The organism is Bradyrhizobium sp. BEA-2-5 (assembly GCF_032918025.1).
Lineage (GTDB): Bacteria > Pseudomonadota > Alphaproteobacteria > Rhizobiales > Xanthobacteraceae > Bradyrhizobium > Bradyrhizobium pachyrhizi.
Genome location: NZ_CP136629.1, coordinates 2507442 through 2532817 on the forward strand (window position 1 = coordinate 2507442; position 25376 = coordinate 2532817).

The following is a 25376-nucleotide window of genomic DNA, read 5'->3' on the forward strand; positions in this document are numbered from 1 at the left end:
CGACGACGCAACTAGCCGTCATTGCGAGGAGCGTAGCGACGAAGCAATCCAGCTTGCCGCTTGGACCACCTATTCGAAGTCGTTAGCCGCACTTCTCCACATTGGCGCTGCGGGCCGGCACGCCGAATTCCTTGCGGCAGACCTCGGCCAGCACGGCGACGCCCTCGCGGATCTGCTGATGCGTGGGGCTTGCAAAGCACAGCCGCAGCCGCGAGCTGGAATGGCTCTTGTTGGTCGACCATTCCGGCCCCGGATTGATCGAGACGCCGGCGGCAAGCGCGGCTTGGTACAGCTTCAGCGTATCGACCTGGTCGGGCAGCTTCACCCAGAGGAAGATTCCGCCCTTGGGCTCCTCGAACTCGGCGGCCGTGCCGAACTGCTCGTTGAGCGCTTCCATCAGCGTGTCGAGCTTGGCGCGCAGGCCCTTGGTCAGGCGCGGCACATGGGTCGAAAAATGCGGCGCGCAATATTCCGCGAGCACCATCTGCTCGAGCGCGCCGGACCCGGCATCCGTCTTCAGCGACAGCATCCGCGACATCACCTCCCAGGGCGCGACGATGAAGCCGACGCGCAGCGCCGGCGCGATCGACTTCGAGAACGAGCCGATATGGATCACGCCGCCGTTCGGGCTCATCGCGTAGATCGCCGGCGGCCGTTCGCCGCTCCAGATCAAATCGGCATAGCAATCATCCTCGAAGATCGGCACGCCGTATTCCCTTGAGAGCTTCAGCATCTCGGCGCGGCGGCTCTCGGGAAGGATCGAGCCGGTCGGGTTCTGCACCGTCGGGATGGTGTAGATGTATTTCGGCGTGATGCCGCGCCGCTTGTGATCGGCGAGTGCTGCAGCCAGCGCATCGATCCTGATGCCTTCGCGATCGAGGGGAATTCCGACCGCATTGACGCCAAGCCGTGTCAGCCGGTTCAGTGAGCCCTGATAGGTTTCCTGCTCGATCAGCACGGTATCGCCCTTGGCGAGCAGGGTGTGATTGACGAGGTCGAGCGCCTGCAGCGAGCCGGAGACGATCATGATCTCGTCGGGCGTGCAGGCAATCCCGGCGTCGCGCTTCAGCTTCTCGGTCAGGAACTGGCGCAGCGGCAGATAGCCCTGCGGCCCGTGCGCGAGGTTGTAGGTCGCGAGATTCCTGCCCTCGCGCTTCAACACGGCGTTGACCGCCTCCAGCAGCCCGTCGACCGGGACCTGCTCGGAATCGTTGTTGCCGCCGACGAAGCTGTACTTGGCAAGCCCCGTCCAGCGTGCGGCCGGGGCAGGCCGGCCGGCCGGGAGCAGCGGTGCAAAGTCGAACCGGGCTGAGGTGGACATGGATGTTTCGCTCCGTGTTGTTATCGTTGAGAAGGCCGCGGCAAGCGGCTTTCCATGAGGTTAGTTCTTGCCGACCGGCCGGATCGGCCGGCCCTGGCTGATGAAGGCGTAGTGCCCTGCGCCGACACTGCCGACCATCAGGGCCTCGACCGCCGGTTCCGCGATCTCGCCGGCGGCCGCCCAATCGACCACGAAATTCGCGCCGGTGCCGCCGCGGGTATCGGTCGTGGCGATCGCGACCTCGACGGTCGCAAACGGTTTTAGCGCGACCGGCGATTTGAGGTAGCTCTCCACCATCTTGCCTGATGTGTCGAAATAGGCGATCCGCTTCAGCACCAGCGGCTTCGTCTCGGAAGCGTTGTGCACGCTGAGCGTCACCGAAAAATCGGCCCTGAGCTTGCCCTGGCTCATCGACACGCTGGAATACACCGGCACGTAGAATGCACCGGAGGCGGTGAGGCCCTCCGATGGCACCGCCGTCAACGAGTTCGCGAAATTTTGTTCAATACCTGCCGAGGATTGTGCTAGCGCCTCTGACATGCGCACGGTGAGCAGGCAGAGCAAAACTGCGAGAAAAATGCCGCCTGCGCGGATGTGACACATTGCTCGGTTGATCCTCACGCCCGGCCCTCTAGGTTGCGGCAACAGGAAGTCTTTGACGCATGCATGAACTGATTCCCGATATCACGCTCTGTATTCTGTTTGCCTGGATGCTGGGCCTGCTCGCCCATTTCTCCCGGCAACCGCTGATCCTGGCCTACCTTATCGCCGGCTTCTGCATAGGTCCATTCGGCGCCGGCTGGGTCCATTCGCAGGAATCGATCAGCGTCATCTCCGAGCTCGGCCTGATCTTCATGCTCTTCATGATTGGGCTCGAAATCGACCTGAAGAAGATCATCCGTGCCGGCAAGGTCATCCTGTTCGCCGGTGCAGGCGAGCTGATCGGCGGCTGCCTGATCGGCGTGGCGTTCTTTGCCGCTATCGGGCTTGCGATCGGCGGCGGCAAGTTCGATGCGGTCTATCTCTGCGTCGCCTGCGCGCTGTCCAGCACCGTCATCATCGTCAAGGTGCTCTATGAGAAACGCGAGCTCGATACGCTGCCGGGCCGCATCACCCTCGGCGTTCTGGTGCTCCAGGACATCTTCGCGATTCTGTTCCTGGCGGTGCAGCCGAGCCTGGCCAATCTGCAGGTCAGCGTCATCCTGCTCTCGATCGGCCGCGTCGCTGTGCTGGTTGCCGCCGCGCTTCTGGTCAGCCGCTACGTGCTGCCGCGCCTGTTCCATCAGATCGCCCGGCGGCCCGAGTTGATCCTGCTCGGCGCGCTGGCCTGGTGCTTCCTCGTTGCCGAGACCGCCGAGCGGCTCTCGCTGTCGCGCGAGATGGGTGCGCTGATAGCCGGTGTGTCGCTCTCGACCTTCCCTTACGCCCTCGACGTGACCGCCAAGGTCACCACGCTGCGCGACTTCTTCATCACGCTGTTCTTCGTCGCGCTGGGGATGACCATCCCCGTGCCCGGCCTCTCGGTGATCGGACTTGCCTTGATGATCGCGGCGTTCACGGTGGTGAGCCGCCTCGTCACCACCTTCACCCCGCTCTACCTGATGAAGCAGGGCCTGCGCGCCAGCCTGTTGCCGGCGCTGAACCTCGCGCAGATCTCCGAGTTCTCGCTGGTGGTGATCCAGACCGGTATCGCCGACCACCATATCGCCGCGGAGACGGCAAATGCCGCCTCCTTCGCCTTCGTGGTGCTGGCGGTGCTCTCGACCTTCGTGATGGGGCGCAGCGACCAGATCGTGCGCGGCCTGATCGGTCCGTTGAAGCGGATCGGGCTGCGCGACCTCGACCAGGAAGGCCAGGGCCGCGGCGAGGACGGGCACGAGGGCGGCCATGGCGAGGCCCGCCGCGTCGTCATCCTCGGCTTTTTCCGTGCCGCGAGCGCGCTGATCAGCCAGATCGAGCGGCAGAACCAGTCGCTGCTCGAGCAGATCAGCGTCATCGATTTCAACCCGCTGGTATTCCGCACGCTGTCCGACCGTGGCCTGCACGTGATCTACGGCGACATCAGCAATGTCGATACGCTGCTCCATGCCGGCATCGGCAAGTCCGAGATGATCATCCTCAGCGTGCCGGATTCGCTGCTGAAGGGCGCCACCAACGAGAAGCTGGTCCGCCACGTGCGCGCGCTCAATCCGACCGCGCTGATCGTCGCCACGGCCGACCTCCTGGCCGACGTCGGGGCGCTCTACGAGGCCGGCGCCAGCTACGTCACCGTGACCCGGCTCAGCGACGCCGGCGAGCTTTACTCCGTGATCGAGGCGGCCGACGCTGGTCTGCTCGACGACAAGCGCGCCGAGCTGGACGCCCAGCTCAGCGACCGGCGCGAGGTGCTGCCGTAGGCGAGCCTTCTCGACCTCTCCCCATCGGGGAGAGGTCGCGCTGAGAGCGCGGGTGAGGGGCTTAGGTCCCACGAGGGAGCGCAATCCCTCACCCGGATTGCATCTGACGATGCAATCCGACCTCTCCCTATGGGAGAGGTGAAGCGCCCTGGTATCCCTGCCGGACGCATGGCGGGTTGCATAATGATACTGGCGCTGACATCGGAACCCGGCTAATCCACTGCCTGCATATAGCGAGATGTCAGGACAATGGCCGATACCGTCCAGGAAGTCTTGCAGGCCTTTGCCCGGGGTGAGCTCGTGGTCGTCACCGACGACGAGGACCGCGAGGGCGAGGGCGATCTGATCGTCGCAGCCTCGCTCTGCACCGCCGACAAGATGGCCTTCATCATCCGCCATACCTCCGGCATCGTCTGCGCTCCCGTGACGACCGAGGATGCGCGCCGCCTGCGGCTCGATCCGATGGTCGCCCACAACGATTCCGCGCACACCACCGCGTTCACGGTCTCGATCGACTACAAGCCCGATGGCGGCACCGGCATCTCCGCCGAGGAGCGCGCCTCGTGCTGCCGCGCGCTCGCCAATCCCAATGTCGGCGCCAACGACTTCGCCCGGCCCGGCCACATCTTCCCGCTGATCGCAAAGGATGGCGGCGTGTTGCTGCGCTCCGGCCATACCGAGGCTGCCGTGGACCTCTGCAAGCTCTCGGGCCTGCCGCCGGTCGGCGTCATCAGTGAGCTCATGAACGACGACGGCAGCGTGATGAAGGGCGAGCAGGTCGCCCGCTTCGCCGCCCAGCACAAGCTCAAGCACGTCACCATCGCGGATATGATCGCTTACCGCCAGGCGCGCGAAAAGCTGATCGAGCGGGTCTCGACCTTCGTCACCGAGAGCCCGATCGGTCCCTTGCAGGGCTATGCCTACCGCTCGCCGTTCGATTCCATCGCTCACGTCGCCTTCGTCTATAACGGCGTCGGCGACGGCAAGAACGTGCTGACGCGCTTTCACAAGCCGAACATCGTCAAAGACCTGTTCACCGGGCCGGCGCGAATGGAAGCCGTGCTGCGGCACTTCAAGGACGCCGGCCGCGGCGTGCTGGTATATCTGCGCGATGGTGCCGCCGGTGTTCCGGTCGAGCCGGTTGGCGAGCAGAAGACGGCGGAGGCCGACCGCAACCGCCAGTGGCGCGAGGTCGGCGTCGGCGCGCAGATCCTGCGCGACCTCGGCGTCACCTCGATCCGGCATCTCACCTCCTCGGTGCACGACTACAAGGGTCTGTCGGGCTTCGGCATCGAGATCGTGTCGAACGAGAAGCTGGAGACCTGACATTAGTCATTCCGGGTTCGCGCTAGTTCGCGCCCCGGAATGACGGTGAGAGGATCACCAATTGCGCTTCGCAGCATAGCGCTTTAATTTATCCGCCAATTTCCGATAGACGACGCGAAAGGACGTTTCATGAGCGTGCGCCCTCAGGCCAAGGACAAGCCGGCTGCGGCTTCTTTCCAGTGGGACGATCCGTTCCTGCTCGACGAGCAGCTGACCGAAGACGAGCGCATGGTGCGCGACACCGCCCGCGCCTACGCCCAGGACAAGCTGATGCCGCGTGTCGCCAAGGCCTATCTTGAAGAGAAGACCGACCGCGAGATCTTCAATGAGATGGGCGAGCTCGGCCTGATCGGCATCACGCTACCCGAGGAATATGGTTGCGCGAATGCGAGCTACGTCGCCTATGGCCTCGTCGCACGCGAGATCGAGCGGGTCGATTCCGGCTATCGCTCGATGAACTCGGTGCAGTCCTCGCTGGTGATGTACCCGATCTACGCCTATGGCGACGAGAACCAGCGCAAGAAGTACCTGCCGAAGCTCGCCAGCGGCGAGTGGGTCGGCTGCTTCGGCCTGACGGAGCCCGACGCCGGCTCCGATCCCGCCGGCATGAAGACCCGCGCGGAGAAGGTTTCGGACGGCTATCGCCTCACCGGCAGCAAGATGTGGATCTCGAACGCGCCGATCGCCGACGTGTTCGTGGTCTGGGCCAAGTCGGCCGCGCACGACAACCAGATCCGCGGCTTCGTGCTGGAGAAGGGCATGAAGGGCCTTTCCGCGCCGAAGATCGGGGGCAAGCTGTCCCTGCGCGCCTCGATCACCGGCGAAGTCGTGATGGACGGCGTCGTCGTTCCGGAAGACGCCCTGCTGCCCAACGTCTCCGGCCTGAAGGGCCCGTTCGGCTGCCTCAACCGCGCTCGCTACGGCATCTCCTGGGGTGCGTTGGGGGCCGCCGAGGACTGCATGCATCGCGCCCGCCAGTACACGCTCGACCGCAAGCAGTTCGGCAAGCCGCTCGCCGCGACCCAGCTTGTGCAGAAGAAGCTCGCCGACATGGAGACCGAGATCGCGCTGGGCCTGCAAGCCTCCTTGCGCGTCGGCCGCCTGATGGATGAGGGCAAGTTCGCGCCCGAGATGATCTCGATCGTCAAGCGCAACAATTGCGGCAAGGCCCTCGATATCGCCCGCACCGCTCGCGACATGCACGGCGGCAACGGCATCTCGATCGAGTACCACGTGATGCGCCACGTCCATAACCTCGAGACGGTCAACACCTATGAGGGCACCCACGACGTCCACGCCCTGATCCTGGGCCGCGCCATCACGGGCATTCAGGCGTTTTCGTAAATCCTTTCACAGTCATTCCGGGGCGATGCGTCAGCATCGACCCGGAAGCTCGAGATTCCCCGAGGCGCAATTGCGCCCCTGAGGTTCAGCCCTGTCGGGCTGCCCCGGAATGACGTCGGAGTGAAATTCCAGATGTCCGACAATGACGACGTCCCGTTCAACCGCAACTTTCCGCTGAAGCCCGGCATCGTCGAGGAGGTCCGCCCCGGCGTGCGGCGCGTGCTCTGCAACAATCCGAGCCCGTTCACCTTCACCGGCACGGTCAGCTATATCGTAGGCCGAGGCAATGTCGCGATCATCGATCCCGGTCCGGACGATGAGGCGCATGCGGCTGCGCTGCTCGATGCCGTGCGCGGCGAGACGGTGAGCCATATCTTCGTCACCCACACCCATCGCGACCATTCGCCGAACACCGCGCGCATCAAGCAGGCGACAGGTGCGCCGGTCTATGCCGAAGGCCCGCATCGCGCCTCGCGCCCGCGTTTCGAGAGCGAGAAGCACAATCCGGAATCCGGCGTCGACCGCGATTTCCGGCCCGATGTGCAGGTCAAGCACGGCGACGTCATCGAGGGGGCGGGCTTTGCGCTGGAGGCGGTCGCCACCCCCGGCCACACGGCCAATCATCTGGCATTCGCCTGGCCCGAGCGAAAGTTCAATTTCGTCGGCGATCACGTGATGGGCTGGTCGACCTCCATCGTGGCGCCACCCGACGGCTCTATGATCGACTACATGGATTCGCTGGAGCGGCTGGAGCAGCGGCCCGAGCAGCTGTATTTCTCCGGCCACGGCCCGGAGATTCCGGAGGGCCCGCGCTACGTCCGTTTCCTGGCGCGGCATCGCCGGGCGCGCGAGGCGTCGATCCTGCATCGTCTCGGCAAGGGCGAGGCCGACATTCCGACCATGGTGCGGGCGATCTATATCGGGCTCGATCCGCGCCTCGCCAATGCCGCCGGCTATTCGGTGCTGGCGCATCTGGAGGATCTGGTCGCGCGCGGCGTCGTGGCGACCGACGGCGATCCGGTGATCGGCGGGACGTACCGATTGGCCTAGTTCGTCATTCCGGGATGGTGCGAAGCACCAGACCCGGAATCTCGAGATTTCGGGTTCATCGTGCGCGATGAACCGGAATGACGCTAGCGCGTCACTTCTTCACCGTCTTCGCCGGCGGTGCCTTTGGCGCGACAGGAGCCGCCTTCTTCGCCGGCTTGGCATTGTCGTTCTCGGCCGCGCTGTTGAGGTCCTCGATGAACTTCTTGATGCGCGCGGCGTTGCTGCCGAGATCGCTGTCGAAATTGCGCGAAGCGGAGCGCATGTCGACCCGGGAATCGTCGCCATCCGGCACGACCCTTATCGAAACGTCCTCGCGAAAACCCATGATCGGCGTGCGCGCCACCGCCTCGATGCGGCCGATGCGGCGCGGCGGCTGCGGCGCGCGCTCGTCGATGACGATCCATTTGCGGCGGTTCACCAGCCGCAGCGTCAGCTCATAGGCGCGGTCGACCGGGGTTTCGAGCTCGACGGTTTCGATATCGGGATAGGCCGCGCGCTGCTGCTCCGCCGAGTAGAGGCCGGCATAGACCGCGGTGTTGGTGCCCTCGCCGGTGCGCAGCCGCGCCATCGCGTCGAAGCGCGGCGGATCGATCGGGTCGGTGGTGATGTCGTAGATCGACGGCAGCTTGCGATACTGATAGATGAGGTAGGCCGGGTAGGCGAGGATCGCCGCGTCGATCACGAGCGCGAGCAGGATCCGGCCCATGCCGCGGGTGCCGTTCTGCCAGATCGCAGCAAAGGCGGCCAGCCCAAGCAGGATCGACAGGCCGGCCAGGCCTAGCGCGCCGAAGAAGGTCGCCAGCGCCGGCTTGACCTCCAGGAACCCGAAGCGGACGATCAGGATCGAGACCACCACCGCGACGACCGAGAAGATGGCGAGGTTGCGCGCCCAGGTCGCCAGGCTGGACACGGGCTCCGACTGGTAGGGAGCGGAAAACCTGCGGGCCATCGGCGAAAAATCTGCCGGTTGAGATGTCCTCAGGCGACCTCGGCCGCCGCGATCAGTCGTGTGAGACCACGGACCTGCGGCGAATTCAAGGGATTTGGGCGGTGCTGTTCACCCTCCCCTGGAGGGGAGGGGCGACGCGAATGAAATGAGCGGCGCGGTGGCGTGATCCTCAGCACGGGCACCTGTCTCAACGGAGGGACCGTCACCCCACCTCGGTCCGCATTCCGCTTCGCTCCATGCGAACCGATCCCCCCTCCAAGGGAGGATAAGGGAGGATGCGAGCCTGCCTACGCCGCGGCGGTCGGGAAGGTGTAATCCTTGAACTGGTCGCGCAGCGCCGTCTTCAGGATCTTGCCGGTGGCCGTATGTGGAATACCTTCGACGAAGGCGACGTCGTCGGGCATCCACCATTTGGCGATCTTGCCGTCCATGAACTTCAGGATGTCCTCACGTGTGGCCTGCTGGCCCTGCTTGAGCTGCACGATCAAAAGCGGCCGCTCATCCCATTTGGGATGGAATACGCCGATCACTGCGGCCTCCGCCACGGCCGGATGGCCGACTGCGAGGTTTTCGAGGTCGATCGAGGAGATCCACTCGCCGCCGGACTTGATCACGTCCTTGGAGCGGTCGGTGATCCGCATGTAGCCGTCCTCATCGATCGTCGAGACGTCGCCGGTGTCGAAGAAGCCTTCCTCGTCGAGGATGTTGGTGTCGACGCGGTAATAGGCCTTGGCCACCGCGGGACCGGAGACCTTGAGGCGGCCGAACGTCTTGCCGTCCCAGGGCAGCTCCTTGCCCGCATCGTCGGTGATCTTCATCTCGACGCCGAACGGCGGATAGCCTTGGGTCTGCAGGATGTCGAGCCGCTCCTCGCCGGTGCGCTCGGTGAACGGCGGCTTCAGCGCCGCGACGCTGCCGATCGGGCTCATCTCGGTCATGCCCCAGGCGTGACGGACGTTGGAGCCCATGTCGAGGAAGGCCTTGATCATCGAGCGCGGCATCGCCGAGCCGCCGCAGATCACCATCTTCAGATCCGGCAGCTTGAGATTGTTGGCGGCCATGTGCTGGAGCAGCATCAGCCACACCGTCGGCACGCCGGCGGTGTGCGTCACCTTCTCGGTCGAGAGCAGCTCATAGACCGAGGCGCCGTCGAGCTTGGCGCCGGGCATGACCAGCTTGGTGCCCTGCGAGGGCGCGGAAAAGGCGATGCCCCAGCTGTTGGCATGGAACAGCGGAACCACCGGCAGCATTGTCTCGGACGCGCTGGTGCCGAGCGCGTCGACATTGTTGGCCATCAGCGCGTGCAACACGTTGGAGCGATGCGAGTACAGCACACCCTTGGGATCGCCGGTCGTGCCGGAGGTGTAACACATCGCCGCTGCCGTGTTCTCGTCGAACTCCTTCCACTTGAATTTGCCGTCGGCCTCGGCGATCCAGTCCTCGTAGGCGACCGCGTTCTTCAGCGTGGTCTGCGGCATGTGCGCCTTGTCGGTCAGCACCACGTAGCGCTCGACGCTCGGCAGCTGGCCTGCGATCTTCTCCAGGATCGGAACGAAGGTGATGTCGGTCATCACGATGCGATCCTGCGCATGATTGATGATCCAGGCGATCTGCTCCGGGAAAAGGCGAGGATTGACCGTGTGGCAGATGGCACCGATCCCCATGATGCCGTACCAGACCTCGAGATGACGCCAGGTGTTCCAGGCGATCGTTGCGACCCGGTCGCCGAGCTTGATACCGTCGCGCTCCAGCATCTGCGAGACCTTGAGCGCGCGCTTGTGGATCTCGGCGTAGGTGGTGCGGTGGATCGGTCCCTCGACCGAGCGCGTCACGACTTCCTGGGTACCGTGATATTTGGCGGCGTGCTCAATAATCTTGTGACACAGCAAGGGCCAATCTTGCATCAAACCAAGCATACGCAAATCCCTCCTCGATCCTCACGCATGATCCGCCGGCATCTTGGACGGCCGGCAGTAAAATCATGGAACTGACATGAACTTTAGCGCGGAGAAAGCAAGCCGAAAATGGCCTGTTGGCGCGTTTCGTCGCGGGGGCGCGGCAATGGTTACCGCCGCTGTGCTGCTTTGCCTTGGCATGCAAGCAGGCCCCGCCGAGGCCGCCCGCCGCGCGCCCAGCTTTCCGTGGGACGATCTGTTCGGCACCCGGCCGCAAAGGCCGCACAAGGCAGCCCGCCGCGCAGCGGTGCCGCTGCCGAAGCCGCGCCCGGCTCAGGCGCCGGCGGAGCCTCCCGCCGCAGCCAAAACGCAGCCTGCGGTGCCCGCTGAGGCGGCCGGGCCCAGCGAGTCGGCCAAGCCGGTTGAGGCAGCGAAGCCGGCCGAGCCCGCTGCGCCGCAGCTTTCGGCCTGCCGGCAGGCGCTGACCGAGGACATTGCGATCGCGCCCTCGATCCCGGACATCCGCGGCCCCGGCGCCTGCGGCGGCGAGGATCTGGTGCGGCTGGAAGCCGTCGTGCTGCCGGACAAGCGCAAGGTGACGGTCAAGCCGGCGGCCATCCTTCGCTGCAAGATGGCCGCTGCGGTCGCCGACTGGATCCGCACCGATATCGCGCCGCTCGCGCAGAGCCTCGGGGGCGGGATCAGCAATCTCGACAATTTCGAACTCGTTCGAATGCCGCGGCCGCAATCGCGTCGCCGGCGCGCAGCTCTCCGAGCATGGCCGCGCCAACGCGCTCGACGTGCGCGCCTTCGGTCTCGCCGACGGCAAGTCGATCTCGCTGACCGACCGCAGCGTGCCGCGGACCTTGCGCGAGACCGTGCTGCATTCGGTCTGCGCCCGTTTCTCCACGGTGCTCGGGCCGGGCTCGGACTGGTACCATGAGGACCACATCCATCTCGATCTGGCGCAGCGCCGCAACGACTACCGCATCTGCCAGTGGAACGTCTGGGATCCTCTGCCGCAGGTCGCCCCGCTCCTGCCGGCGGAACGTCCCGAGGAGGCGCCGCCGCGCGAGGTCGCGGCCAAATCCGACGCGCCGAAGGCGGATACATCCAAAGCTGACCACGGCAAGTCTGACACCAGCAAGCCGGACGCCACAAAATCAGATGATGCGGCCGCACCCGACCGCAGCGCCGAGACCAGGCCGCAGCCAACAAAAAAGCGCCGGCAAAGCCGGCGCTTTTGATCGCGGTTGCGATTGGATCAGTAGGTCGTGCCGCCGCCGCCCTGCAGCGCCATCTGCGGCTTGTACGGCGAGTCGCCGTGCTTGGGCTCGAGCACCACGACGAGGGTGCCAACCTTGACGCGATCATAGAGGTCGATGACGTCCTCGTTGGTCATGCGGATGCAGCCTGAGGAGATCGAGGCGCCGATATATTCCGGCTGGTTGGTGCCGTGGATGCGGAACAGCGTGTCCTTGCCCCCCGAATAGAGGTACAGCGCGCGGGAGCCCATCGGATTGTCCGGGCCGGGGGCGACATAGGTCGGCACGCCCAGACGCGAAATTTCGCCGGGGGTGGGGTGCCAGGCCGGCCACTCGGTCTTGCTGCCCACCTTGGCGATGCCCGACCAGGCCATGGCCTCTTCGCCAACGGTGATGCCGTAGCGGATCGCCTTGCCGCCCTCCAGCACGTAATAGAGGTAATGGTTGTCGGAATCGACCACGATCGAGCCCGGCGATTCCTTGCGGTGGTATTCGACGATGGCGCGGCGGAACGGCTCTGCGACCGGGGTCTTGACGTAGGTGGTCTTGGCCAGGAGTTCCTTGTCACGCGGCTTGAAGTTCGCGGTGTTGGTTGCCTCATAGTGAGTGGCCTGCATGCAGCCCGACAGCATCAGGCCGGCGGCAAAAATCCCAAACATAACTTTCAGCGACGACATGGTTACATTCCAATCGAAAATCCGCGCCCGAAAGCGCCACTATTACGCCCCAAACGCCACGATTCCATTAGCGGCATTATTGCCGAAACGTGCCATTATTCCCAGACTTTAGATGCCTTTCCCGCATCGCGGGACGCTGTCTGTGGCTTTTTTGCCGCAACTGTTCTGGCGCCAGGTTGGTTTTTGTGCAAACAGGCAACGGTCGACGAGTCGGCGTCACGTCGCTGCCGCCTGGCCGCCACAAGTATGGATGCCCGGTTAATACCCCGGTCATGATGCGCCCCCCAGAATCGCGCTAAGTCGGCGGGTCCTGCCAGCCCTGTTTCGTGGAGTTCGTGATGCTGTCGGTGTTCGTTCCGTCCGAGTTCTCGCTCAAGAAGGCCACGGCGACCGACCTCGGCGCGCTGCCCGAGGGTGCGGTCTGGGTCGATCTGGTGAATCCGACCGTGGAGGAGGACCGGGCGGTCGAGAAGCTCGCGGGGATCGCGGTGCCGACCCGGGAAGACATGCAGGAGATCGAGATCTCCAGCCGCCTCTATATGGAGAACGGCGCGCGCTACATGACTGCGACGCTGATGTGCCACTCCGATACCGACATGCCCCGGACCACGGCGGTGACCTTCATCCTCACCGGTCATCGGCTGGTGACGGTGCGCTACGACCTGCCGAAACCGTTCGCGCTGGTCGAGAACAAGCTGGCGCGCGCCTGTTCCCCCGGCATCACCGGGGAGCAGGTGCTGATGGAGCTGCTGGATGCGGTGATCGACCGCTGCGCCGACATTCTGGAGCGTTGCGGCGCCGAGATCGATCAGGTCTCGCACGACATCTTCGAGCCCGAGAGCGCGCGCCATGGACAGGCAAAGAGATACTCCCAGATCCTGATCTCGATCGGCCGCAAGGGTGATTTGACCTCGAAGGTTCGCGAGAGTCTGGTGTCGATCGGTCGCGTCGTCACGTTCCTGTCCGCGGTGGTCGAGGGCGTGAAATGGTCGAAGGACATGCGCGAGCAGCTCAAGACCATGCAGCGCGACGTCGCCTCGTTGACCGACCACGCCTCCTATCTCTCCAACAAGATCACCTTCGTGCTCGACGCCATGCTCGGCGTCGTCAATCTCGAGCAGAACAACATCATCAAGCTGTTCTCGGTGATGGCCGTCGTCCTGATGCCGCCGACGCTGATCGCCTCGGTCTACGGCATGAACTTCAAGGTGATGCCGGAACTCGAATGGGTGCACGGCTATCCGATGGCGCTGGTGATGATGCTGGTCGCCGCGGTCGTCCCGTACTGGATCTTCAAATGGAAGAAGTGGCTGTAAGCCGGTTCCACGCGTCGCGTTTTGGGACGCGCTTCCTGCCTTAATTCCTCCGGTAAAATTTGAGCGGTGGGCTGAACGTTTGCGCGAAACTTGTCTGCGATAACGCCCGCCTCGAAGCCGGAGGACAGCAATGGTTGAGAAGATCATAACGCCACGGCGTAACGTCATCGACTTTGCGCGCTATCAACAGGACCGCGCAGCAGGCAAGGTGCAGGCGATCTCGCCGAGACTTTGCCGTTACTGTGGCGCTGCGTTGCTGGATGGCGAGGACGAAGACGAATGCTCCAGCGCGCTGAACGACGTCGCGCTGCGGCAGCCCGAGAAGAAGAAGTCGCGTCGGTTTTACGCAGACTAGAGGCCGAAGCCTCGGAGGCAGAAGCCTCGTTTGCGTTTGTTACGCCTGCAAGTGAAGCAATCCCAATGACGGCCGCGGCGGCGGCCGGGATCGCCTCAAAACTTCCCTCCCCGAAATACGGCTCTTCCCAAGCTCAGACGTGCTGACCACCGTTGATGTGGATCTCCGCGCCATTGACGTAGGACGAGGTGTCCGTGCACAGCACGTAGATGATCTTGGCGACCTCGTCGGGCGTGCCGAGGCGGTGCATCGGGATCTGCTGCTCGACGATCTTCTCGGTGCCCGGAGACAGGATCGAGGTGTCGATCTCGCCCGGCGCGATCGCGTTGACGCGGACGCCGATGCGGCCGAAATCGGACGCCATCTCGCGCGTCAGCGAGGCGAGCGCGGCCTTCGACGTCGCATAGGCGGCGCCGGCAAACGGATGCACGCGCGAGCCGGCGATCGAGGTGACGTTGACGACCGAGCCCTTGGCCGCCTTCAATTCCTCGATCAGCCCGCGTGCTATCATGATCGGCGCGAAGAAGTTGACATGGAAGACATGCGTCCAGGTGTCGAGGTCGGTGTCGACCGAGCCGAGCCGGGAGCCGCCCGGACCTTTCGGCGAGATCGCGGCGTTGTTGACCAGCGCATGCAGTTCATCGTTCTCGAGCCGTCTGCGGATCTCGGAGATCGCGCGCACGGTGTCGTCATGGCTGCCGAGATCGACCTGGATGTGGTCCTCGGGCCCCGCGTCCCACGGGCAGTCCTCCGGGAAAGGATGCCGCGAGCAAGTGATGACGCGCCATCCCGCCGAGGAAAAGCGGATCACGGTGGCGTGGCCGATGCCGCGGCTTGCTCCGGTCAGGAGCAGCGTGCGGCGCGGCGCATTGGACGGGTGGGGCATCGACGGTTTCTTTCGTTTTCGTCATGCGCGGCGGCGTGCCGGGCATTCACGCCTTCGAACGACTTGGGATGACTTGGGATCAGACGTCGCTGGCCGGGTCATCTTACACGAAGATGCGCTCCGCGCTTTCTCCGGGCCATGACGATCGCAGCTTTCAGGGATAGAGCCGCACCTTCGACCAGGCGCTGCCGGCGCCGTCGCGGCGAAATTCGATGCGGTCGTGCAGGCGGAACGGGCGGTCGTGCCAGAACTCGATGCGCGAAGGTGTGATGCGCCAGCCGCTCCAGCCCGGCGGCCGCGGCACTTCGCCGATGACATATCTGGCCGCAACCTTGGCGATGGCCTGCTCGAATGCGAAGCGGCTCTCAAGCTCTTGCGACTGCTTGCTTGCCCAGGCGCCGATCTGGGCCTGCTTGGGGCGGGTGGCGAAATAGGCGTCGGCCTCGGCGTCGGTCACCGGCGTCACGTTGCCGCGGATGCGGACCTGACGGCGCAGCGACTTCCAGTGGAACAGTAACGCTGCCTTAGGATTTGCGGCGAGTTCGCGGCCCTTCTGGCTGGCGATGTGGCTGTAGAAGACGAAACCTTCGGTATCGAAGCCCTTCATCAGCACCATGCGGACGTCCGGCAGCCCGTCAGGGTCGACGGTTGCGAGCGCCATGGCATTCGGATCGTTCGGCTCGGACTTGACCGCCTCCGCAAACCATTCGGCGAACAGGGCGAACGGCTCGTCGGCGGCGGTGAAATCACCGGATGTTAAGGGTGTCTGGTGTTTCATCGAGGTCGTGTCGGTCATGTCTGGAGTCCCGATTTGCATCCGCCCGCGTCTGAAAGCGCGTTACTAGCCCTATATAGGGCATGGGATCGCGTTGGCCTATCGGCGATCCACCCCGCAGGCGCGGTGGTGACATTGATCCTGATCGGCGTCGGCGCAAGCGGCTGCAGCCTGTCGCGCAGCGACGCCTTCGCCAAGCTGGACGACAAGGATGTGACGGGCTCGATCAGCCCGACCCAGGTCAATGCGGTGATGCCGACAGAGACCGATCTCGCCTTCGCGCGCAATGCCGCCTCCGACGTCCTCAGCAAGGGCGACAAGGATTCCAGCCAGCACTGGGAGAATCCGGAGACCGGGGCGCGCGGCTCGGTGACGCCGATCGCCCAGTCCTATGCGGGCGAGGACGGCAAGACGTGCCGGGATTTCCTTGCCAGCTACGTCAATGGAGCCACCGAGAGCTGGCTGCAGGGTGCCGCATGCAAGGCTGGACAAGGGCGGTGGGAAATCCATAGCCTGAAGCCCTGGAGAAAATCCTGAGAATTCCGGCGAAGCCGGGCTAAGTTGCAAAAATGCCACTGAGCCCCCACATGAAGGCGAAGTGGGCCCGGACGGGTTCCCGGCCAGGACTGATTTTTCCCGTGAAGGAGACGTGACGAATGCGCGACCCCTATGAGGTCTTGGGGGTGCCGCGGAGCGCCAGCGCTGCCGCGATCAAGAGCGCCTATCGCAAGCTGGCCAAGAAGCATCATCCGGACAGCAACAAGGGTGATCCGAAGGCCGCCGAGCGCTTCGCCGAGATCAACTCGGCCAACGAGATCCTCGGCGACGAGGACAAGCGCAAGCAGTTTGACCGCGGCGAGATTGATGCCGAGGGCAAGCCGCGCTTCCAGGGTTTTCCTGGCGGCGGGGCCGGCGGTCGTGCCGGTCCGGGCGGCTTCGAGTACAGTTTCCGCTCCGGGGCCGGCGGCGGCATGGGCGGCGGCAGCTTCGAGGACATCCTCAACAGCATGTTCGGCAATGCGGCTCGCGGCGGTGGCGGCCGCGCGGGCCGGGCCAGTCCGTTCGAGTTTGACGGCGGCGGGGTCGGTGTCGACCTCGATCTGTCGGTCGCCATGACGGTGTCGCTGGAGGAATCGGCCAAGGGTGGCGAGAAGCGCGTCCGGCTGCCGACGGGCAAGGAGCTCAACGTCAAGATTCCGGCCGGCGTCACCGAGGGCCAGCAGATTCGGCTCCGGGGGCAGGGCGAGAGCGCGCAGGGCCATCCGCCCGGCGATCTCCTGATCACCATCAACATCGCGCCGCACCCGTTCTTCAAGGTCGAGGGCGCCGACCTCAGGATCGACCTGCCGGTGACGCTGTATGAGGCGGTGCTCGGCGGCAAGGTCCGCGTGCCCACCCTCGGCAATGCCGTGGAGCTTTCGGTCCCGAAGAACACCTCCAGCGGCCGGACCTTCCGCCTCAAGGGCAAGGGGCTGTCGAAGGCGGGCGCCGTCGGCGATCTCTACGTCACGACCCGCATCATCCTTCCCGACGGGAACGATGCCGAGCTTGAGGCATTGATGCAGACGTGGGGGGATCAAAAACCCTACAATCCGCGTAGCGATCTCGGCTGACCGCCGAGAGCGTGCCCCAAAAGACGCGAAGACGCGAAACTGCAACTACCCCGGACTCTATCGGGGTAGACGCGGGCATTGCGGGCGCGTCAAAAGATGACCGGCCGCCGGAAGTCCCATCTGCGGCGTGCGGATGGGACGGCGGAAAGGGGTGCGGCCTCGAGAGGGGGACCAGCGCGGTACCAAAAGCCCCAATCGAGGCCGCCCGCGTCGATCGGCGGATCGAACGCTGCTCATTTTCGCGTGATCATCCGGTGCGATAATGAGACGCGTCGATGACGCGAATCGAAGTTTTCGATGTCGGAATTGGGACACTGAGTGAGGCTGGATTCACTTACTCGAAATGACGCAATTTTGACGGCCTGATCTTCCGTAAATTTACCGGAGATCAGCCGCCGCTCTTCTCCATCTGATCGTAGACGGCCTGCGCGACCTGGGTCAGGCGCGTGCGATCGGTGCCGCCGCTGACGACATAGGCGACCCCCCGATCCGCCCAGAACAGCGCGCCATCGCTGCCCTGCACGGCATAGCGCATCTGGGTCGCCTCGGTCTTCACCTTGGCGGTGTAAATCGTGTACCGCTCACCCGAGGCGCCCTCATACATCAGGAACGACGCCGGACCGCTCGCCCCGGGCAGAAGCCGGCCGCCGACAAGCTTCAGCCCGGTCAGCTCCGGCGCGCGGACGTCCCAGCCGCAGCGCTTGGTCAGCCATTGTTGCAGGTGGTCGCGCTCGCTGCCCGGCACCTCGACGGGATGCCGGACCTCGACCACGTAGAGCCGATGCGCATCGAGTGCATCGACCGTGAAGCTCTGGAAGGCCGACGGCGTCGCCGAGGCGCCGCGCGCGATCCAGCCGGCGCCGCCACCGGCGACGAAGGCCATGACCGTCGCTGCTACCGCGCCATAGACCCAGCGGCGCGGCTGGCGCACCAGCCGCTCGAGCTCGAGCCGTTTCGGCACCGCCTCGTCCAGCACGGTGTCGTAGCGCGCATGCAGTGTCTCGGCCATCGCACGCCATGACTGCACCCGCGCCGCGTCGTCGGGATGTGCGGCAAGCCACGCCTCGACATCGCCGCGGCGTTCGGCCGGCAGCTCATTGTCGACGTAAGCGTGCAGCTCGTCTTCGGTGACGGGAATGTTCGGGTCGGTCATATCAGTGGTCTCTGCCAAATCTTGTTCGAAAATCGTTCATGCATAACGCCGGCCATCGCGCACATTCTCATTTCACCCGCCTGAGCGCCGGGCGCTCACCCTCCAGCGAGGCTTTAACGTGGGCCCGTGCGCGTGCCAGGCGCGACATCACGGTGCCGATCGGCACGCCCTGGATGTCGGCGACCTCGCGATAGCTCATGCCTTCCAGCATCACCAGGAGCAGCACCGAACGCTGCTCCTCGACGAGGGTGGCCAGCGCCCTCTCGATGTCACGTCCTTCGGCCTCGGTCCCGCTGGCGTCGGCATTGTTGTCGAGCAGCGGCACGAACGCCGGCCGCCTTGCCAGTGAGCGCCGCCGGTTCTTGTTGAGGTTGGTCAGGATCGTATAGAGCCAGCTCCTGACGTCGCCGCCGAGAAACAGGCGTTCCGAACGCAGCGCGCGCACCAATGTATCCTGCACCAGATCGTCGGCGATATCCGTGTCACGCGCCAGCGCGCGCGCATAGCGACGCAGCGCCGGTATCATGGCTTCGACACTTTGACGAAACGCGGTCATGCATCCCAGTCTTCGATGGTCTCGGCGATAGCCGCCTTGTCCAACATAACACCCTGGCGGCGTGGCTATTCCGTCTGCGCCGATCTGCGCGCATACCGCCCAAGCTGCGGCCGATTTGGGCTTGTCGCCAGCCGAAGTGCTGGTGTACCTCCGATCCGAAAAAATTCGAAGCGTGGAAGCCTTGAGGCGGCCGACCTCTCGCACAGCAGGGACCAGCCGTTACGGGAATGCCGGTACCGACGATTTATTACATCCGCCACGGCGAGACCTCGTGGAACGCCGAAGGCCGGCTCCAGGGCGTGCAGGACATCGCCCTCAATGAGCGCGGCCGCGCCCAGGCGGCGCATGCCGGGCGCATCCTCGCCGATCTCCTGGCGCGCGACGGCCGCGACAAGACGACGGTGCCGTTCGTCGCAAGCCCGCTGATCCGGGCGCGGGCGACCATGGAGCTGGTGCGCGCCGAGCTCGGCCTGCCGCCCGGCGACTACACCCTCGACGCGCGGCTGCGCGAGATCGGCTACGGGACGTGGGAGGGCTCGACCCTGGCGCAGGCGCAGGCTGCGGACCCCGCACTGTATGCCCGCCGCCTGGCCGAGAAGTGGACGGTGTCGCCGGCCGGAGGCGAGAGCTATGTCGACGTCCAGGTGCGAATGACCGACTGGTATCGCTCGGTGACGGCAGACACGGTCGCGGTTGCCCATGGCGGTACGGCGCGGGCGCTGATGGTGGCGCTCGGCCTTGAGACGCCGGCCTCGGCCGCCGAACTTTATATCGAGCAGGGGGCGGTCTACGTGTTCGGTGAGCAGGGGCTGCGCCAATATAGCTAAGCATCCCGTCATTCCGGGGCGATGCGGAGCATCGAACCCGGAATCTCGAGATTCCGGGTTCGCCCTTCGGGCGCCCCGGAATGACAGCCTGGCTGTTTGACCCCGCTGCCTCCGCGCGTTACGACACGCCATGTCCTTCAATACTTTCGGCCATATGTTCCGCGTCACGACCTTCGGCGAGAGCCATGGGGTCGCGATCGGCTGCGTGGTCGATGGCTGCCCGCCCATGATCCCGCTCACCGAGGCCGACATCCAGCGTGATCTCGATCGCCGGCGGCCGGGCCAGTCGCGCTTCACCACGCAGCGTCAGGAGCCGGATCAGGTGAAAATCCTGTCCGGCGTGATGGCGCATCCGGAGACCGGTGTGCAGGTGACGACGGGCACGCCGATCGGACTCCTGATCGAGAACACCGACCAGCGCTCCAAGGACTATTCCGAGATCAAGGACAAGTTTCGTCCGGGCCATGCCGACTTCACCTATGAAGCCAAGTACGGCCTGCGCGACTATCGCGGCGGCGGCCGCTCCTCCGCACGCGAGACCGCGATGCGCGTTGCCGCCGGCGCGATCGCGCGAAAAGTCCTGCCCGATGTGAGGGTGCGCGGCGCGCTGGTGCAGATCGGCCCGCACAAAATCGATCGCGACAAGTGGGACTGGGACGAGATCGCCAAGAATCCGTTCTTCTGCCCCGACAAGGACAAGGCCGCATTCTTCGAGACCTATCTCGACGGCATCCGCAAGAGCGGATCCTCGATCGGCGCGGTGATCGAGGTCGTCGCCGACGGCGTGCCGGCAGGTCTCGGCGCGCCTATCTATGCCAAGCTCGATTCCGATCTCGCGGCCGCGATGATGAGCATCAACGCTGTGAAGGGCGTCGAGATCGGCGCCGGCTTCGGCGCGGCCGAGCTCACCGGCGAGGAAAACGCGGACGAGATGCGCACCGGCAATGACGGCACGCGCTTCCTGTCCAACCATGCCGGCGGCGTGCTGGGCGGCATCTCCACCGGACAGCCGGTAGTGGTTCGCTTCGCAGTGAAGCCGACCTCGTCGATCCTGCAGCCGCGTCTCACCGTCGATCGCAAGGGCACTGATACCGAGATCTTCACCAAGGGTCGCCACGACCCCTGCGTCGGCATCCGCGCCGTTCCCGTCGGCGAAGCCATGATGGCCTGCGTGCTGGCCGATCATTTTCTGCGCGACCGCGGGCAGACCGGGCGCTGATCCCTTATATAGTGGCGGTCGCCAGACCGCCCTGGGGGAATGCCATGAACGCGTCGGAGCTTCGGGACATCATCGAGTGGATGATCGGCGGCGCGCGGTCGGCGCCGACCCCGCCGCAGATGATGGCGGAATGCTGCGAGCGGCTGGTGCGGGCCGGATTGCCGCTGTGGCGCATCGGCGTCTTCGTGCGCACGCTGCATCCGGAGATCTATGGCCGCCATTTCTTCTGGAAGCCGGGTAGCGAAGTCGAAACCGGCACCGTCGATCACAACATCCTGGATTCCCCGGACTTTGCCGTCAGCCCGCTGTCGATCGTGTTCAGGCAGGGCGTTGAAGTACGCGCGCGCCTCGACGACCCCGCGAGCAAACGCTTTCCCATTGTCGTGGACCTGCAGGCCGAGGGCGTCACCGACTACATCGCGATGCCGCTGGTTTACACCGACGGCTTCGTCAATGCCTCGAGCTGGACCACCAGGCAGCCGGGCGGCTTCACCGAGGAGCAGCTCGATGCGATCCGCTCGATCACCGTGCCGCTGGCACGCTACATCGAGATCATCACCCTGCGCCGCACCGCGGAGATGCTGCTCGACACTTATGTCGGCAACCGCGCCGGCGCACGCATCCTCGGCGGCCAGATCCGCCGTGGTCATACCGACACCATGCAGGCGGCTATCTGGCTCTCGGACCTGCGCGGCTTCACTGCGCTGTCGGACCGGCTGCCGGCCGAGACCGTGGTCGAGATCCTCAACGGCTATTTCGACTGCCAGGTCAGCGCGATCCTCGCCCATGGCGGCGAGGTCTTGAAGTTCATGGGCGACGGCCTGCTCGCGGTGTTTCCGATCGACGAATATGTCGGCGATGCCGCGCATGTCTGCGCGCAGGTGCTGGAGGCGGCGCGCGAGTCCCGCGCCAGTGTCGAGGCGCTCCAATTCGCCAATGGCGATGCCGTCGAACGCTTCCGTTTCGGCGTCGCCCTGCATCTCGGGCGCGTGCTCTATGGCAATATCGGCGGCGGCAACCGCCTCGACTTCACCTGCATCGGCCCTGCCGTCAATCTCGCCGCGCGACTGGAGAAGATCGCGAGCCGGCTCGGCCGCACGATCGTGGCCTCGGAAGGCTTCGCCGGCATCAGCGACGGCGGCTGGAGCGATCTCGGCGAGTTTCCGATCGCGGGATTTGCCAAGGCCGAACGGGTCTACGGCCTGTACGACGAGGCGCCGGTCGCTGCCGCGAGCTAGCCGCCGCGGGCGTAAGACTGCTTCAGGCCGAAGGTCAGGATCGACAATGTGATCCACAGCCGCAGCATGGCGAAGCCGAAGATGAAGACGACGTAGATCAGGTTCTTGAGCGGCTGGTCCACCATCGAGATTTGCCAGAAGTGCCAGATCGCGGTGCGCACAAGCGCCTGCCCGTAGCCCAGCGCAACGTTGATCGTGCCCAGCACGAGCACCGCCGCGCCAAGCCAGAGCGCGTGCCGGCCAAGGTCCTTGACGGCGGCAACCAGCGCAACGCGGCCGCCATTGCCTTCCGCATTGACGATGATCAGCAGCACCAGCGCCGCGATCGCCGCACTCCAGAACCGGCCGAGATGGGTGACCTGATCGAAGGCCATGCCGTCGAGGCCCGACAAGAGATACGGTGCAAACGACGAGAAGCCGATCGCGGCGGCGCCGAGTGACGCCACGATCATCACGAGCACGATCCGCCACAGGATCGACAGCGACAGTCTGATCTGCTCGGCCAGCGTCAATTCGCCAAGCGATGATCGACCTCCGGAAGCCTGGATCGAGTCCCGTGCCGTCGCGAAGAAGGCGAGCAGCACGCAAGCGTTGGCCAGCGCCAGCGCGGGCACGATCAGGCCGAGATTGCCGTAGCCGACGATCCGCAGCGCCGCCGCCATGACGAGCCAAGGCAGGGCGGGCAACGGGCGAAATGGCCCGAACGAGGTCTCCGGGCGAGTCTTCCGCAGGGACAGTTGTTGGCGCAGCGCGACGGACATGCCGCGTTCATGCCATGTGATCCCTAAAGCACCGGTCGCCGCGATCGCTAAAATTGGCGGCAAGGCCTGTGGCAATCTGGCGCTGGCGCGCTATTCTTCCGGCTCGGTTGTGAACAGCAGCGGATAGCCCTTGGCGCGGCCGGCGTCGGTGGCGCGCGTCGCCTTGCTCTCGGCAACATCCTTGGTGAACACCGCGACGACGCAGGCACCCAGCTTGTGCGCGGTGATCATCACCTTGTAGGCCTGATCCTCCGTCATGCGGAATTCGGCCTTCAGCACCATGGTGACGAACTCGCGCGGCGTGTAGTCGTCGTTGATCAGGATGACCTTGTGCAGCCGCGGCCGCTCGACCTTGGTCTTTGTCCTGGTTTTCGGCTTGGTGACGGTGTCCGGCATCGCACTCCCTCGCGATTGCCCCGTAAGAATACCGTCTTCAGGCGCGCCTTGGAACCGTTCGATTTGCACGGCGTCATTGCGGCAACGGCACGGCGCGCGTCGCCGCATTCGAGACAAGCGAAGTCTGACTTGAGTGTGGGCGTCTAACCTGAATGTGAAGGACAGCTGATATCTGCGCTTTTCGCCGCCTGAATTGCGTGTCACCATGACACTCATACGACGGGAGGGCCGCAATGCGCTGGTATGTCTCGATCGGAGCGGTGCTTGTCGCGGGCATGTTGGCCAGCGGCGATGTGGCCGGTGTTGCCGCGCCCGGCCCGGGAACCCAGCCCGGCCATCGCCTGGCTGAAAAGGAATCCACACCGAGCGTCGACATCGAGTTGATCCTCGCGGTCGACGTATCCTACTCCATGGACATGGACGAGCTCGCGGTCCAGCGCGAGGGCTATGCGCAGGCAATCCAGTCGAAGGAGTTCCTGCAGGCGCTGAAGTTAGGTCCGAACGGCCGGATCGCGGTGACCTATTTCGAGTGGGCGGCCTCCAGCGATCAGAAGATGATCATCCCCTGGCGGGTGATCGACGGCCCTGAATCCGCCGATGCGGTCGCCGCCGAAATTATGAAGACGCCGGTGCGCCGCGCCTCGCGCACGTCGATCTCCGGCGCGATCTATTTCGCGATCCCGATGTTCGAGGAGAATCCGCATCGCGGCTTGCGCCGCGTCATCGACATTTCCGGCGACGGTCCCAACAACAATGGCGGTCCGGTCACGGTGGCGCGCGATGCCGCCCTGGAGAAGGGCATCGTCATCAACGGCCTGCCGATCATGGTCAAGGAGCCGTCCTATTCGACCATGGATATCGACAATCTCGATTTATACTATGAGGACTGCGTCATCGGAGGTCCCGGCTCCTTCGTCATCACGATCAAGGATCGCGACAAGTTCAAGGAAGCGATCCGCACCAAGCTGCTGATGGAAGTCGCCGGCCGCACGCCGGAGCGCCCCGTGATGCGCGTTGCCGACAAGGAGCCGCGCGTCAACTGCCTGATTGGCGAGAAGATCTGGTCGGACCGCTGGGGACGGTAGCGATCATGGAAATCTCGCAGGATGGGTAGAGCGCAGCGAAACCCATCAATTCATATCCGCGGCGCGAATGATGGGTTTCGCTGCGCTCTACCCATCCTGCGGTTCTAACTCGCCCTACAGATCTTCTGGAGCTCACTCTCTATCGCGCGCAGCATCTGCAACGCGGCGGCGTGCTCGGCCGCGCCGATCTCTTGCCATATTTGCGCGACACGTCCAGACAGTTCGCGAACCGTCACCGGAAAATTCGCGGCCTGTGCCAGCGCGCCCTTTTCGTTGATCAGATACGCCCCGTTCAGCGCAAACAGCACCTGCGCGATGCAGGCCAGCGCGCGATAGGCGCAGCCGGCGATATGCGTGCTGTCGCCGCGCGGCAAGGCGAGCTCGGCATTCTCGATGCTGAACTGGGCTTCCCATTGAAAGCGCCGCACCAACGCATCGCGCAAGGCCGGCGGGTAGGGCACGGTCCTCGCCTTCAGCGCCGCGACGAGGCCGTCGGGATCGTGCAGCGCACGGCACAGCGCGACCTCGCCCATCCAGATCGCCGAGCAGAAGTCGTGCGGATGGCCGGGCTGATAGTGCATGCTGATCTCGCCGTTCCGGCAAGCATCGATGACAGCGGAGACCCGATCGATGCTGCGGTAGAGCAGGTCGACCTTGCGGCCGTCGATCGTGAGCCAGGCACCGCCGACGATCCACGGTCCCCATTCGCCGACCGGCGTGACATGCGCAACAGCGGGATCGTCGACCAGACCCGTTACAGCTTCGCGCAACCGATCGATATCCGGCGCGGCGCCATCCCGATGATAGAGGCCGATATCGGTGTCGGAGGTGTCATGCGCCGTGCCGCGCGCCCGCGAGCCGCCGAGCACGATGGCGGCGACGCCCGGTACGGCGGCGAGAACGGGAATGATGCGTGCGAGCAGCGGATCGTCGGACATGGAGCGCAGATTATAGCGAGACTGCCCGCGCTCAG

Annotated in this window: 24 protein-coding genes and 1 pseudogene; 13 read left to right on the forward strand and 12 right to left on the reverse strand. The window is 64.8% G+C overall.

Translation table 11 applies throughout. From position 1 onward, the window contains the following. Window positions 1-82: 82 nt before the first annotated feature. Entirely contained in the window at window positions 83-1321 is a 1239-nt protein-coding gene (locus RX327_RS11725; RefSeq protein ID WP_317250330.1) for a PLP-dependent aminotransferase family protein, read from the reverse strand. 60 nt (window positions 1322-1381) lie between these two features. Then, the gene (locus RX327_RS11730) at window positions 1382-1924 is read right to left on the reverse strand and encodes a DUF3124 domain-containing protein (protein WP_050387841.1); all 543 of its coding nucleotides are present in this window, start codon (window positions 1922-1924) and stop codon (window positions 1382-1384) included. 59 nt (window positions 1925-1983) lie between these two features. Here RX327_RS11730 and RX327_RS11735 point away from each other — a divergent pair, with 59 nt between their 5' ends. From RX327_RS11735 to RX327_RS11750, 4 genes are all read left to right on the forward strand, one after another. After that, the gene (locus RX327_RS11735) at window positions 1984-3717 is read left to right on the forward strand and encodes a cation:proton antiporter (RefSeq protein ID WP_317250331.1); all 1734 of its coding nucleotides are present in this window, start codon (window positions 1984-1986) and stop codon (window positions 3715-3717) included. A 249-nt stretch (window positions 3718-3966) separates the two neighbouring features. Beyond that, window positions 3967-5043, forward strand: a complete 1077-nt coding sequence (gene ribB, locus RX327_RS11740; RefSeq protein ID WP_317250332.1) for a 3,4-dihydroxy-2-butanone-4-phosphate synthase — start codon at window positions 3967-3969, stop codon at window positions 5041-5043. Between the two features lie 129 nt (window positions 5044-5172). Then, window positions 5173-6387: an acyl-CoA dehydrogenase gene (locus RX327_RS11745; protein WP_317250333.1), complete on the forward strand. Its 1215-nt coding sequence runs from the start codon at window positions 5173-5175 to the stop codon at window positions 6385-6387. 132 nt (window positions 6388-6519) lie between these two features. Continuing rightward, on the forward strand, window positions 6520-7437 hold the full coding sequence (locus tag RX327_RS11750; protein ID WP_317250334.1) for an MBL fold metallo-hydrolase: 918 nt from the start codon (window positions 6520-6522) through the stop codon (window positions 7435-7437). A gap of 91 nt (window positions 7438-7528) precedes the next feature. Here RX327_RS11750 and RX327_RS11755 read toward each other — a convergent pair whose 3' ends face one another. Continuing rightward, the gene (locus RX327_RS11755) at window positions 7529-8386 is read right to left on the reverse strand and encodes a DUF1499 domain-containing protein (RefSeq protein WP_317250335.1); all 858 of its coding nucleotides are present in this window, start codon (window positions 8384-8386) and stop codon (window positions 7529-7531) included. A gap of 287 nt (window positions 8387-8673) precedes the next feature. Further along, window positions 8674-10302 carry a fatty-acid--CoA ligase gene (locus tag RX327_RS11760; RefSeq protein WP_317250336.1) on the reverse strand — a complete coding sequence of 543 codons (1629 nt, stop codon included), beginning with the start codon at window positions 10300-10302 and terminating at the stop codon, window positions 8674-8676. A gap of 76 nt (window positions 10303-10378) precedes the next feature. Between RX327_RS11760 and RX327_RS11765 the strand changes: the two are divergent. Further along, window positions 10379-11528, forward strand: a pseudogene (locus tag RX327_RS11765) (extensin family protein). 17 nt (window positions 11529-11545) lie between these two features. On the opposite strand, the gene RX327_RS11770 reads toward RX327_RS11765, so the two are convergent. Beyond that, window positions 11546-12223 (reverse strand): L,D-transpeptidase, encoded by a 678-nt coding sequence (locus RX327_RS11770; RefSeq protein ID WP_317250337.1) that lies wholly within the window; start codon window positions 12221-12223, stop codon window positions 11546-11548. Window positions 12224-12561: 338 nt separating this feature from the next. On the opposite strand from RX327_RS11770, the gene RX327_RS11775 reads away from it, so the two are divergent. Then, window positions 12562-13539, forward strand: coding sequence for a magnesium transporter CorA family protein (locus RX327_RS11775; protein WP_317250338.1), 978 nt, complete (start codon window positions 12562-12564; stop codon window positions 13537-13539). Between the two features lie 130 nt (window positions 13540-13669). Next, on the forward strand, window positions 13670-13894 hold the full coding sequence (locus RX327_RS11780; RefSeq protein ID WP_028334509.1) for a hypothetical protein: 225 nt from the start codon (window positions 13670-13672) through the stop codon (window positions 13892-13894). A gap of 133 nt (window positions 13895-14027) precedes the next feature. Here the strand turns inward: RX327_RS11780 and RX327_RS11785 are convergent, their stop codons facing one another. Together RX327_RS11785 and pdxH are read right to left on the reverse strand one after the other, a co-directional pair. Beyond that, window positions 14028-14780 carry an SDR family oxidoreductase gene (locus RX327_RS11785; protein ID WP_317250339.1) on the reverse strand — a complete coding sequence of 251 codons (753 nt, stop codon included), beginning with the start codon at window positions 14778-14780 and terminating at the stop codon, window positions 14028-14030. 154 nt (window positions 14781-14934) lie between these two features. Then, window positions 14935-15576, reverse strand: coding sequence for a pyridoxamine 5'-phosphate oxidase (gene pdxH, locus RX327_RS11790; RefSeq protein ID WP_317250340.1), 642 nt, complete (start codon window positions 15574-15576; stop codon window positions 14935-14937). A gap of 108 nt (window positions 15577-15684) precedes the next feature. Between pdxH and RX327_RS11795 the strand changes: the two genes are divergently transcribed. Continuing rightward, window positions 15685-16092 (forward strand): RT0821/Lpp0805 family surface protein, encoded by a 408-nt coding sequence (locus RX327_RS11795; RefSeq protein WP_317250341.1) that lies wholly within the window; start codon window positions 15685-15687, stop codon window positions 16090-16092. Between the two features lie 119 nt (window positions 16093-16211). Next, window positions 16212-17168, forward strand: a complete 957-nt coding sequence (locus RX327_RS11800) for a DnaJ C-terminal domain-containing protein (protein WP_317250342.1) — start codon at window positions 16212-16214, stop codon at window positions 17166-17168. Window positions 17169-17556: 388 nt separating this feature from the next. Here the strand turns inward: RX327_RS11800 and RX327_RS11805 are convergent, their stop codons facing one another. Together RX327_RS11805 and RX327_RS11810 are read right to left on the reverse strand one after the other, a co-directional pair. Continuing rightward, window positions 17557-18321, reverse strand: coding sequence for an anti-sigma factor (locus RX327_RS11805; RefSeq protein WP_317250343.1), 765 nt, complete (start codon window positions 18319-18321; stop codon window positions 17557-17559). 67 nt (window positions 18322-18388) lie between these two features. Beyond that, a complete protein-coding gene (locus tag RX327_RS11810) occupies window positions 18389-18877 on the reverse strand; it encodes a sigma-70 family RNA polymerase sigma factor (protein WP_317250344.1) in 489 nt (162 codons plus the stop codon). Between the two features lie 227 nt (window positions 18878-19104). Here RX327_RS11810 and RX327_RS11815 point away from each other — a divergent pair, with 227 nt between their 5' ends. From RX327_RS11815 to RX327_RS11825, 3 genes are all read left to right on the forward strand, one after another. Continuing rightward, window positions 19105-19704 carry a histidine phosphatase family protein gene (locus RX327_RS11815; protein WP_050387834.1) on the forward strand — a complete coding sequence of 200 codons (600 nt, stop codon included), beginning with the start codon at window positions 19105-19107 and terminating at the stop codon, window positions 19702-19704. A 130-nt stretch (window positions 19705-19834) separates the two neighbouring features. After that, entirely contained in the window at window positions 19835-20923 is a 1089-nt protein-coding gene (gene aroC, locus RX327_RS11820; protein ID WP_317250345.1) for a chorismate synthase, read from the forward strand. A gap of 44 nt (window positions 20924-20967) precedes the next feature. Next, window positions 20968-22161, forward strand: coding sequence for an adenylate/guanylate cyclase domain-containing protein (locus RX327_RS11825; RefSeq protein WP_317250346.1), 1194 nt, complete (start codon window positions 20968-20970; stop codon window positions 22159-22161). Here RX327_RS11825 and RX327_RS11830 read toward each other — a convergent pair. Then, the gene (locus tag RX327_RS11830; RefSeq protein WP_244482665.1) at window positions 22158-22922 is read right to left on the reverse strand and encodes a hypothetical protein; all 765 of its coding nucleotides are present in this window, start codon (window positions 22920-22922) and stop codon (window positions 22158-22160) included. The two genes, RX327_RS11825 and RX327_RS11830, sit on opposite strands and share 4 nt — an antisense overlap. Window positions 22923-23012: 90 nt before the next feature. After that, complete coding sequence (clpS, locus tag RX327_RS11835; RefSeq protein WP_317250347.1) at window positions 23013-23318, reverse strand: ATP-dependent Clp protease adapter ClpS; 306 nt, start codon at window positions 23316-23318, stop codon at window positions 23013-23015. A 233-nt stretch (window positions 23319-23551) separates the two neighbouring features. On the opposite strand from clpS, the gene RX327_RS11840 reads away from it, so the two are divergent. Next, entirely contained in the window at window positions 23552-24403 is an 852-nt protein-coding gene (locus tag RX327_RS11840) for a DUF1194 domain-containing protein (protein WP_317250348.1), read from the forward strand. A gap of 104 nt (window positions 24404-24507) precedes the next feature. Here RX327_RS11840 and RX327_RS11845 read toward each other — a convergent pair whose 3' ends face one another. After that, window positions 24508-25341, reverse strand: a complete 834-nt coding sequence (locus RX327_RS11845; RefSeq protein WP_157345602.1) for a nucleotidyltransferase domain-containing protein — start codon at window positions 25339-25341, stop codon at window positions 24508-24510. Window positions 25342-25376: the final 35 nt, after the last annotated feature.

Excerpts from the sequence above, each read along its gene's own strand:
- RX327_RS11725 (WP_317250330.1), bottom strand. The coding sequence starts at position 1,321 with ATGTCCACCTCAGCCCGGTTCGACTTTGCACCGCTGCTCCCGGCCGGC.
- RX327_RS11730 (WP_050387841.1), bottom strand. The coding sequence starts at position 1,924 with ATGTGTCACATCCGCGCAGGCGGCATTTTTCTCGCAGTTTTGCTCTGC.
- RX327_RS11735 (WP_317250331.1), top strand. The coding sequence starts at position 1,984 with ATGCATGAACTGATTCCCGATATCACGCTCTGTATTCTGTTTGCCTGG.
- ribB (WP_317250332.1), top strand. The coding sequence starts at position 3,967 with ATGGCCGATACCGTCCAGGAAGTCTTGCAGGCCTTTGCCCGGGGTGAG.
- RX327_RS11745 (WP_317250333.1), top strand. The coding sequence starts at position 5,173 with ATGAGCGTGCGCCCTCAGGCCAAGGACAAGCCGGCTGCGGCTTCTTTC.
- RX327_RS11750 (WP_317250334.1), top strand. The coding sequence starts at position 6,520 with ATGTCCGACAATGACGACGTCCCGTTCAACCGCAACTTTCCGCTGAAG.
- RX327_RS11755 (WP_317250335.1), bottom strand. The coding sequence starts at position 8,386 with ATGGCCCGCAGGTTTTCCGCTCCCTACCAGTCGGAGCCCGTGTCCAGC.
- RX327_RS11760 (WP_317250336.1), bottom strand. The coding sequence starts at position 10,302 with ATGCTTGGTTTGATGCAAGATTGGCCCTTGCTGTGTCACAAGATTATT.
- RX327_RS11770 (WP_317250337.1), bottom strand. The coding sequence starts at position 12,223 with ATGTCGTCGCTGAAAGTTATGTTTGGGATTTTTGCCGCCGGCCTGATG.
- RX327_RS11775 (WP_317250338.1), top strand. The coding sequence starts at position 12,562 with ATGCTGTCGGTGTTCGTTCCGTCCGAGTTCTCGCTCAAGAAGGCCACG.
- RX327_RS11780 (WP_028334509.1), top strand. The coding sequence starts at position 13,670 with ATGGTTGAGAAGATCATAACGCCACGGCGTAACGTCATCGACTTTGCG.
- RX327_RS11785 (WP_317250339.1), bottom strand. The coding sequence starts at position 14,780 with ATGCCCCACCCGTCCAATGCGCCGCGCCGCACGCTGCTCCTGACCGGA.
- pdxH (WP_317250340.1), bottom strand. The coding sequence starts at position 15,576 with ATGACCGACACGACCTCGATGAAACACCAGACACCCTTAACATCCGGT.
- RX327_RS11800 (WP_317250342.1), top strand. The coding sequence starts at position 16,212 with ATGCGCGACCCCTATGAGGTCTTGGGGGTGCCGCGGAGCGCCAGCGCT.
- RX327_RS11805 (WP_317250343.1), bottom strand. The coding sequence starts at position 18,321 with ATGACCGACCCGAACATTCCCGTCACCGAAGACGAGCTGCACGCTTAC.
- RX327_RS11810 (WP_317250344.1), bottom strand. The coding sequence starts at position 18,877 with ATGACCGCGTTTCGTCAAAGTGTCGAAGCCATGATACCGGCGCTGCGT.
- RX327_RS11815 (WP_050387834.1), top strand. The coding sequence starts at position 19,105 with ATGCCGGTACCGACGATTTATTACATCCGCCACGGCGAGACCTCGTGG.
- aroC (WP_317250345.1), top strand. The coding sequence starts at position 19,835 with ATGTCCTTCAATACTTTCGGCCATATGTTCCGCGTCACGACCTTCGGC.
- RX327_RS11825 (WP_317250346.1), top strand. The coding sequence starts at position 20,968 with ATGAACGCGTCGGAGCTTCGGGACATCATCGAGTGGATGATCGGCGGC.
- RX327_RS11830 (WP_244482665.1), bottom strand. The coding sequence starts at position 22,922 with ATGTCCGTCGCGCTGCGCCAACAACTGTCCCTGCGGAAGACTCGCCCG.
- clpS (WP_317250347.1), bottom strand. The coding sequence starts at position 23,318 with ATGCCGGACACCGTCACCAAGCCGAAAACCAGGACAAAGACCAAGGTC.
- RX327_RS11840 (WP_317250348.1), top strand. The coding sequence starts at position 23,552 with ATGCGCTGGTATGTCTCGATCGGAGCGGTGCTTGTCGCGGGCATGTTG.
- RX327_RS11845 (WP_157345602.1), bottom strand. The coding sequence starts at position 25,341 with ATGTCCGACGATCCGCTGCTCGCACGCATCATTCCCGTTCTCGCCGCC.